General features: G+C 30.2%; 7 protein-coding genes. All 7 read left to right on the top strand.

Annotated elements, in window-relative coordinates; genetic code table 4:
• Positions 1-269 precede the first annotated feature (269 nt).
• The 7 genes from EXC34_RS03665 (at position 270) to EXC34_RS03635 (ending at position 8,415) form a co-directional block, all read left to right on the top strand.
• On the top strand, positions 270-2,417 hold the full coding sequence (locus EXC34_RS03665) for an ATP-dependent DNA helicase (RefSeq protein ID WP_165001221.1): 2,148 nt from the start codon (positions 270-272) through the stop codon (positions 2,415-2,417).
• Positions 2,418-2,975, top strand: coding sequence for an aminoacyl-tRNA hydrolase (gene pth, locus EXC34_RS03660; protein ID WP_129687946.1), 558 nt, complete (start codon positions 2,418-2,420; stop codon positions 2,973-2,975).
• The gene (gene tilS / locus EXC34_RS03655; RefSeq protein WP_129687945.1) at positions 2,956-3,837 is read left to right on the top strand and encodes a tRNA lysidine(34) synthetase TilS; all 882 of its coding nucleotides are present in this window, start codon (positions 2,956-2,958) and stop codon (positions 3,835-3,837) included. Before pth ends, tilS begins: the two co-directional genes overlap by 20 nt.
• 52 nt (positions 3,838-3,889) lie before the next feature.
• On the top strand, positions 3,890-5,953 hold the full coding sequence (gene ftsH, locus EXC34_RS03650; RefSeq protein ID WP_129687944.1) for an ATP-dependent zinc metalloprotease FtsH: 2,064 nt from the start codon (positions 3,890-3,892) through the stop codon (positions 5,951-5,953).
• Between the two features lie 147 nt (positions 5,954-6,100).
• Complete coding sequence (locus EXC34_RS03645; protein ID WP_129687943.1) at positions 6,101-7,021, top strand: Cof-type HAD-IIB family hydrolase; 921 nt, start codon at positions 6,101-6,103, stop codon at positions 7,019-7,021.
• Between the two features lies 1 nt (position 7,022).
• On the top strand, positions 7,023-7,718 hold the full coding sequence (locus EXC34_RS03640) for a ribonuclease HIII (protein WP_129687942.1): 696 nt from the start codon (positions 7,023-7,025) through the stop codon (positions 7,716-7,718).
• A 25-nt stretch (positions 7,719-7,743) separates the two neighbouring features.
• A complete protein-coding gene (locus EXC34_RS03635) occupies positions 7,744-8,415 on the top strand; it encodes a DUF4357 domain-containing protein (RefSeq protein WP_129687941.1) in 672 nt (223 codons plus the stop codon).
• Positions 8,416-8,484: the final 69 nt, after the last annotated feature.

Here is an 8,484-nt window from a genome sequence, read left to right as displayed (position 1 = left end):
AAAACCTCCTTTTATAATTAAAATATTAATTAATTTTTATTAATTTTAAAATTATTAACTTATTAAAGTACTTTTTGAAAAGTTATCCACATAATTATTTTTGGCTAAAAGTGCTTAATTATAGGTATTTTTGAACCAATTTAAAGTTATTTACATACTAAAATTTTATTGTGGATAATTATGTGCAAAATAAGATTTTTAGCCAAAATTTAAATTTAATAATTTATTTTTATAACTAATGAAAAATATTTATGCATATAATTCATACTATGAATTATGAGTTAAAATCAAAAGAAAAAACATCAAGAGGTGTTTTTAAAAAAATATTATCGGGTGGTCCCAACGCTAATTGAAATTATACTCTTGCAATTTTTGTTGCCGATGAAGGTGAAAATTTTTCAATTTACTGCACTAATGTTTCATTTAAATTAATGACTCACTATGATATTACTTATAATGAAAATCCAAACCTGCGCCATAAATCAAAATTGCTGAAATCTATCTCTGTTAGTGAACCAAAAAATTCCTCAGAGCTAGAAAAAGTAATGCTAGCAACGAATTCCGGAATTGGCAAGGCAACGATTGAAAAAATGAGAGATAAATTCGGGGAAAATTGAATCGATAATTTCAAAAATGATCCACAACCTTTTGCTTTAACTCTTTCATCTAATATTTATGAACGACTTGTAACATTTTTTAAAACATATACTGATAAAAGCTATAATTTTTTCTTAAGCAATTCTTTGCAAAAATTACACACACAATTAGTTGAAGATTTTGGTGATAAAGAAGATTTGGTTGAATTACTAAAAACAAAAAATCCTTACACACTAGTCCTTAAAAATAATTATGATTTTGAAGTCATTGACAAATTAGCTCATTTGTTAACGATGCAAGAAAGCCCGCTGAGATCGCAAGCTTTAATTCATCATTCTGTGAATTCATTAATTAATAATTTTAACTCAACACTTGTTCCCGTTCAAAACGTTTTACAATTGATTTCGAAAGATTCATACTTTTACAAGCCTGAACAAATTATTGAAGATATTCAATCTCTTATTCATCAAGGAATATTATATTTTGATAATCAAAAACATTTGCTATCAACCCAAGAAATGCTAGAAAAAGAAATGTTTATAGCTTCTAAATTACTAAGTTTAAAAAGTTCTAATGCTAAAAAATATGAGTCCCCTCATGCAATAAACGACCTTTCAGAGCTTCAACAACAAGCTTTTAATAATGCGGTTCTTGATAATGTTTCAATTATTTCTGGTTTTCCGGGAACGGGCAAGTCTTACATTATTAAACATTTAATTTCTTTTTGATTAAATAATAAAACATACAAAAAAAACGAAATCGCGGTTCTAGCCCCAACTGGCAGAGCAGCGGTTAATATCAAAATTAAACAAGATATTGAAGCGAAAACTATTCACAGTTACTTTAAAATTACACAGCAAAACCATAAAAACAAACTTATTTCAAATAATAATGACATACAGCCAAAAGTGTTAATAATTGATGAGTTTTCAATGGTGAATATTGATATTTTGCATTGCGTGCTTGAAAATTCAATTGATTTAGAAAAAATAGTTTTTGTTGGCGATGTAGATCAATTGCCGTGCATAGGGCCTGGAAATTTACTTGATGATTTAATAAAATCAAATAAGTTTAAAACAACTAAACTAGTTGAAATTTTTCGGACTGATAGAGAAGAAATCCCAAACCATTTTTTAAATATCAAAGAAAACAAGAAACCACAAATGAATACTGAATATATTCATTGAATAAATTCAACAGAAGATTATTTTAATGAAAAATTAATTGAAATATTCGCGGACAAAATAAACGATTATGGAATAGAGGATGTAGCCGTGCTTATACCTATGCATAAAACGCCTCATGGAATAGCAAACATCAATCAACTTTTACAAAAATTTTACCTTGATTATCGGTCAACAAAAAATGACCAAATTGAATATTTTACAATTGGATCAGATAAAAAATATTATATTGGTGATAAGGTTATTCAAAACGTAAATGACTATGTTTTAGATGTTTACAATGGTGAGATAGGATTTATTAAATCATATGACAGCAAAAACAAAATAATTAAAGTCGATTTTGGTTATAAAATTATCGAATACACCCATAGTGAATTTTTAGAATATATAACCTTAGGTTATGCAATATCTGTTCATAAATTCCAAGGATCAGAATCACCTAGTGTTATATTTTGCGTTTTAAAAGAATATAATTGAGCTATCAATACTAAATTGATTTATACTGCTGTATCTCGCGCGAAAGATGATTTATCAATAGTCGGTGATATAAATTATTATATAAGTTCAATTACATTTAAAAATAACACGACTGAGTTTATTACATCTTTTAGCAACTTTCTAAATATGGAGGTTTAAATGAAATTAATTGTTGGATTAGGTAATATTGGCAATGAATACAGATTTACAAGACACAACGCCGGCTTTTTAACTATTGATAAACTTATTGAAAAAACGGGCATTCAATTAAATAAAGACAAATTTAATGGCCATTTTGGAATCGGCGATGGATTTATATTGGCAAAACCTTCAACTTATATGAATAAATCAGGCGATTTTATTCGTGAAATTTGTCGTTTCTATAAAATAAATTCTTCGGATGTGATGATAATTTACGATGAAAAAGACTTTAATTTGGGTCAAGCCTCAATTAAAATTGGGGGTTCGTCAGCAGGCCATAACGGTGTGACGAGTGTGATGAACAATTTACCAAACAATGATTTTAAAAGACTTCGAATTGGTATTGGAAAAAATCCTAATTATGAACTAAAAGATTGAGTTTTAAGTAATTTTAAACTTGAAGAAATGCAAATTTTGGAACGAGTAATTACTGCCGCCGCCGACGCGGCAATCTCATTTGTTTACAATGATATAAATATAGTGATTGAGAAATTTAATGCAGCCAACAAAAAATAAAGTTCTTTTAGCAGTTAGCGGAGGTCCTGACTCAGTTTTTCTTTTTCATTGAGCTCTTAACATTTATGGGCCAAAAAATATTGTTGTTGCAACAATAAACTATAAAACTAGACCAGAAAGTGATTTAGAAGTCGAATATGTAAGGTCATTATGTGAAAGTAAAAATGTCACATTTGAGTGTAAAACGTTTATATATGAGAAAACATATGGTAATTTTGAATCTTGAGCAAGAGAAAAAAGATACGAATTTTTCAATGAAATTTACTTGAAATATGATTGCAAAACTTTATTAACAGGACACCACAAAGACGACTTTATTGAAACAGCACTAATGCAAGAAGAAAGTGGGCGTGAACCGCTTTTTTATGGAATAAAAGAGCATAACTCGTTACTTGAAATGCAAATATACAGACCTTTTGTTCTACAATATTGGAAATCTGAAATTTATCAAAATCTACACAATTGTAATATTAAATATTTTGAAGATTCATCGAATTTAAATACAAACTTTACTAGAAATAAAATTAGAAAAAGTCTTTCAAACTTTTCAAATGGTGAAAAAGAATTAATTTTTGCAAGATTTAAATCTTTAAATGAGAAATTGCAAGAGCTATCATTCAAAATCAATCAAACTTTTTCATTTTGAAGAGAATCCAAATTTAGTCAAGACAAATTTTTGAATTTAGAACATAAAGAACACTTAATTTTTAAATATATTATTGAGTTCTACTCAAACATTAAATTAAGTTCGCGAAAGATTAATTCAATAGTAAAATGAGTATTATCACAAAATCGAACTTCAAAATTTAAACTTAAAGACGATGTTTATCTAATAAAAAAACGCGGATTATTAGTTGCATAGTTTGATATTGAAAATTAATATATAATAATTACATTATTTTAGAAAGGACATCATGAACGATAAAAAACCCGTAAACAAAGGTAGAATAATTTGAATATTCATATTGTTCATCATAATTTCTCTTGCGGTATTCGCAATTGGTTATATGCTTTATGAAAGATTAAAACCTGAAGCACAGCAAGTTGGTATTAATGTTTTCCAAGAGCATGTGATTAAAGCTTTGAGAGCTAGTGATGATGGAATATTTATAAAGTCTGCTAAACAGGATTGATTTAATGGACAAATCTACTATGTATTATCAGAAGGCGGCATAGATCATCACTTTGTTGCAAGAGTGGGCCGCGAAAATGCTCAACAATGATTTGACCAGTCATTTATCTTAAATCAAGCACTAAAAACAAAATTTAGTATAGATGCAAGTGATAATCACACAACATTGCTTGATTTACTTCAAAAATCTGGCCAAACGATTGTAAATGGCACTGTTAAATCTCAAATATCAATTGATGCTTTAGGCATTCCATCAAATAAAACACCATTCTGAGAATCATTATTATTATCATTGCTTCCACTTCTTATATGAATAGTTATTGGTTGATGATTATTTAGAAGTATTTCAAGAGGCGGAAATATGGTTGGCATGGTTGGTGAAAATAGAAACCCTGCTCAAAAAATCAACAGTAAGAAAAAATTTGACGATATTGCCGGTAATAAAGAAGCGATCGAAGAAATTAGAGAAATTGTTGATTACCTAAAAAATCCTAAAAAATATGCAACCGCAGGAGCTAGAATGCCACATGGTATTTTATTAGGAGGCCCTCCCGGAACTGGTAAAACTCTTTTAGCAAAAGCAACGGCCGGTGAAGCTAATGTTCCTTTCTACTTTATTTCTGCATCTAATTTTGTTGAAATGTATGTTGGTTTAGGAGCAAAAAGAGTTAGAAATGTAGTAGCTGAAGCAAGAAAAAATGCGCCAGCAATTATATTTATTGATGAGCTCGATGCTATCGGACGTACACGTGGCGCTGGTTTAGGTGGTGGACACGATGAGCGTGAACAAACCCTTAACCAACTGCTTGTCGAAATGGACGGTATGGAAGAAAATAATGGTATTTTATTCTTTGCAGCAACAAACAGAACTGATGTTCTTGACCCTGCATTAATCAGACCAGGCCGTTTTGATAGACAAATTATTGTAGGGCTGCCAGATGTTAAAGAACGTCAAGAAATTCTTGAACTTCATGCAAAAGGAAAAAGAGTTTCAAGCAATGTCAATATGCAAAAAGTTGCTCGTAGAACTCCTGGATATTCAGGGGCGCAACTTGAAAATGTAATTAACGAAGCTAGTTTATTAGCTGTTCGCGCAAATCATGATGTTATTACTCTTGAAGATATTGATGAAGCAATTGACCGTGTAATGGCTGGTCCTGCTAAGAAAAACAGAGTTATTTCGAAAAAAGAATTAACAATGGTTGCTTATCATGAAGCTGGACATGCGGTAGTCGGAATTAAAATTCCTGGCGGAAATAAAGTTCAAAAAATTACAATTATTCCAAGAGGTAACGCTGGCGGATACAACTTAATGATGCCTGAAGAAGAAAAATACAATCTAACCAAACAAGACTTAATTGCTATGATAACTTCATATATGGGTGGCCGTGCCGCTGAGGAAATTATTTATGGCTCAAACAATATTTCAACTGGCGCAAGTGACGATATTCAAAAAGCAACAAAATTAGCCAGAAAAATGGTGACCGAGTGAGGTATGTCTGAATTAGGACCAATTCAATACGAAGCTGATGAAGGTTCTCCATTCTTAGGCCGCGACTATTTAAAATCGTCAGGATTTTCTACAAAAGTTGGACATGAAATTGATCTTGAGGTTCGTAAAATTATTGTTGAAGCTCAAGCAAGAGCGCATAAAATTATTCAAGAAAACAGAGAACTACTTGAATTAATTAAAGAAGCACTTATTGAAAAAGAAACAATTGTTGCTGAAGAAATTGAATACATCGCAACAAATATGAAGTTACCAGAGGCTGAACAATCAACCAATATTCAGGAAACTAATAAATCATTAAATATTGATGAACTTATTCAATCAACTAACGAATAATCAGTGAGCTAACGCTCACTTTTTTATTCATTTTTTCCAAATCAATTGTTATTTGTATGTTTTAGCGTGCTGGTAAACTATAAAATTTTAAAAATCAAATATTACTTTATAATTTGAATATCAAATTAACCTATACAGGAGGCGTATATGGAAGCAAAACAAAGATATATGTTTGCTCTTGACCTTGATGGAACCCTTCTTTCATCAAGTGCAAAAGGAACCGTTCATGAAGTTGCTGTTAAAGCTATCGAGAGAGCCCAAAAAGAAGGTCATGTTGTTTGCATTATAACTGGAAGACCTTGACGTTCAACAAGACCTATCTACAAAATGTTGGGATTAAATACTGTAGTAACAAACTACAATGGTTCACAAATTCACAACCCAAGCGATGAAAACTTTATTCCATTAATTAAATATCTAAACCTAAATGAAATGCTTTATGTTTTAGGTGACCCAAAAGTCAAAAGTGAAATTAGTAACTTAGCAATCGAAGGACCTGGCTGAGTGCAAATCGATCATAGAGATCCAGATTTAGAGCAAGTTTTCGGTTTTGCCGAAAACCCTAAATTTATAGTTGGATTAGACTTAAACAGAATACCATTGCAACCAACTGGAATTATTTTTGATGTTAAAGAAACAACAGACCCAGATGAATTAAGAGACTATTTAAGGGCCAAATATGGTGACTTAGGAGAATTCTCATATTGATCAAAAGGTGAAGGTTTAACACCCGTATTTGATATTACAAATGTATCAGTAAATAAAGGTCGTGCAATATCTCTTTTAAGTCATTACTATGGCATTCCATTGGAAAATGTCGTTGCTTTTGGTGATGGATTAAATGACGTTCCAATGTTTCACGTGGCGACAACTTCAGTTGCAATGAAAAACTCAAAAGAACCAGTTAAAAGACATGCAACAGTAAGACTTGAATACTCAAACGTCGAGGGTGGGGTTGGCCACTACATTAATAAATTTTTAGATAATCCAGAACAAGAAATAGCTAAAAGTATTCAAAAACGTAAAGAAATGAAGACAGATACTTATGTAACTGCTGATTTAGACTAAGATGAAATTTATTGAATTTAATCAAGAATTAATTAATATTGACAACAAAAACATTGTTGGCATTGACGAGGTTGGGGTCGGAGATTACTTCGGCCCTCTTGTTGCTTCTGCAGTTTTTGTTCCACTAGAAAATAAAAATACACTTAAAGAGCTTGGTGTTACTGACTCAAAAAAGATTACAGATTCAAAAATTAAATTTTTGGCACCCAAAATAAAGAAATTAACAAAACATTCAACATATTGTTTAAAGCCTAGTACTTTTAACTCACTATCGCGTTTTAATAACGGAAACGAATTAAAAATGTTTGCTCATTTAGGCGCGTTTAGTAATCTTAAATTAGATAAAATTATTGATTTTGTTTTAATTGATAAATATAGCACCACTAATAGCATTGAAAAATACTACAAAAAATTCACAAACACGGAATTTTTTGCGAAATTTAAACATTTTGACAATAATGTTTTGTTAGCGAACAAAGCAGAATCTATTTCAATTGAAGTTGCCTGTGCATCAATACTTGCTAGAGAGCGCTTCCTATACGAAATGGAAAAAATGAATCAAAAATTCAATGAAATTTTTCCATTTGGTGCATCAAATCAAGTGAAAGAGTTTGCATCTAATTTATTTAAACAACGTACTGATATTGAACCACAAGAAGTTTGCAAATTAACTTTTAAAATGAATATAGAAAAATAATTAATAAAAATAAATAAGGAGAAAAATGAGCAAAGGAATAATTTATTTAATGTCTACTGTTGTTTCTGGCGTTGTCAAAATCGGTAAAACTAGTAGCGATCAATTTGAAAATCGAATGCGCATTTTAGAGGGAAATGGATACGCAAACATTGTGGGTTTAAAAAGAGAATTTGCAATTGAAGTAGACAGTTATGATGAAAAAGAAAAGTTAATTCACAATATATTTAGCAAAAGTAGAATTGCAAACACTGAATTATTTGCTCTTGATATTGAAACAATAAAATTATTACTTTCTTCATTTGAAGGTAAAGAAATTTACCCTCAAAATAAAACTAAAGAAGAAGTTTTCAAAGATTCAACAGAAATAATTCATACTAAATGTATTCCTAATGGAGAGTATTTTTTGGAGCGCAATGTTAAAGGGTTTGGGAGAGTTGAAGGTCATGCAAGGGTTCGCGATGGAGTTTTCACGTTACTAAAAGGTAGTTATTGTGCAGATTATAATGATAAATATCCTTCACAACTAAGAAAAAACGCAAAATTTAAAAACAATTTTCTGCAAGAGGATATTATATGTAAATCACCTAGTGCCGCAAGCTTGATTGTAGTTGGAAAAAGCACTAATGGCTGGGATTGATGAAAAAACATTGACGGTGAAAGTATTAAAATATATAGAAAAAAAGAAATTTCTGATTAAAATCTTGTTTTATAAGCAAGGTTTTTTTGTTTTAAATTACCAATTAAATTTAAATATATTGTTATTGGT

Origin of the sequence: Mycoplasmopsis bovigenitalium, from assembly GCF_900660525.1 — a bacterium.
Classification (GTDB): Bacteria; Bacillota_I; Bacilli_A; order Mycoplasmatales; family Metamycoplasmataceae; genus Mycoplasmopsis; species Mycoplasmopsis bovigenitalium.
Note: the sequence above shows the minus strand (reverse complement) of the source record. Positions and strands in the feature narration are given on the sequence as shown.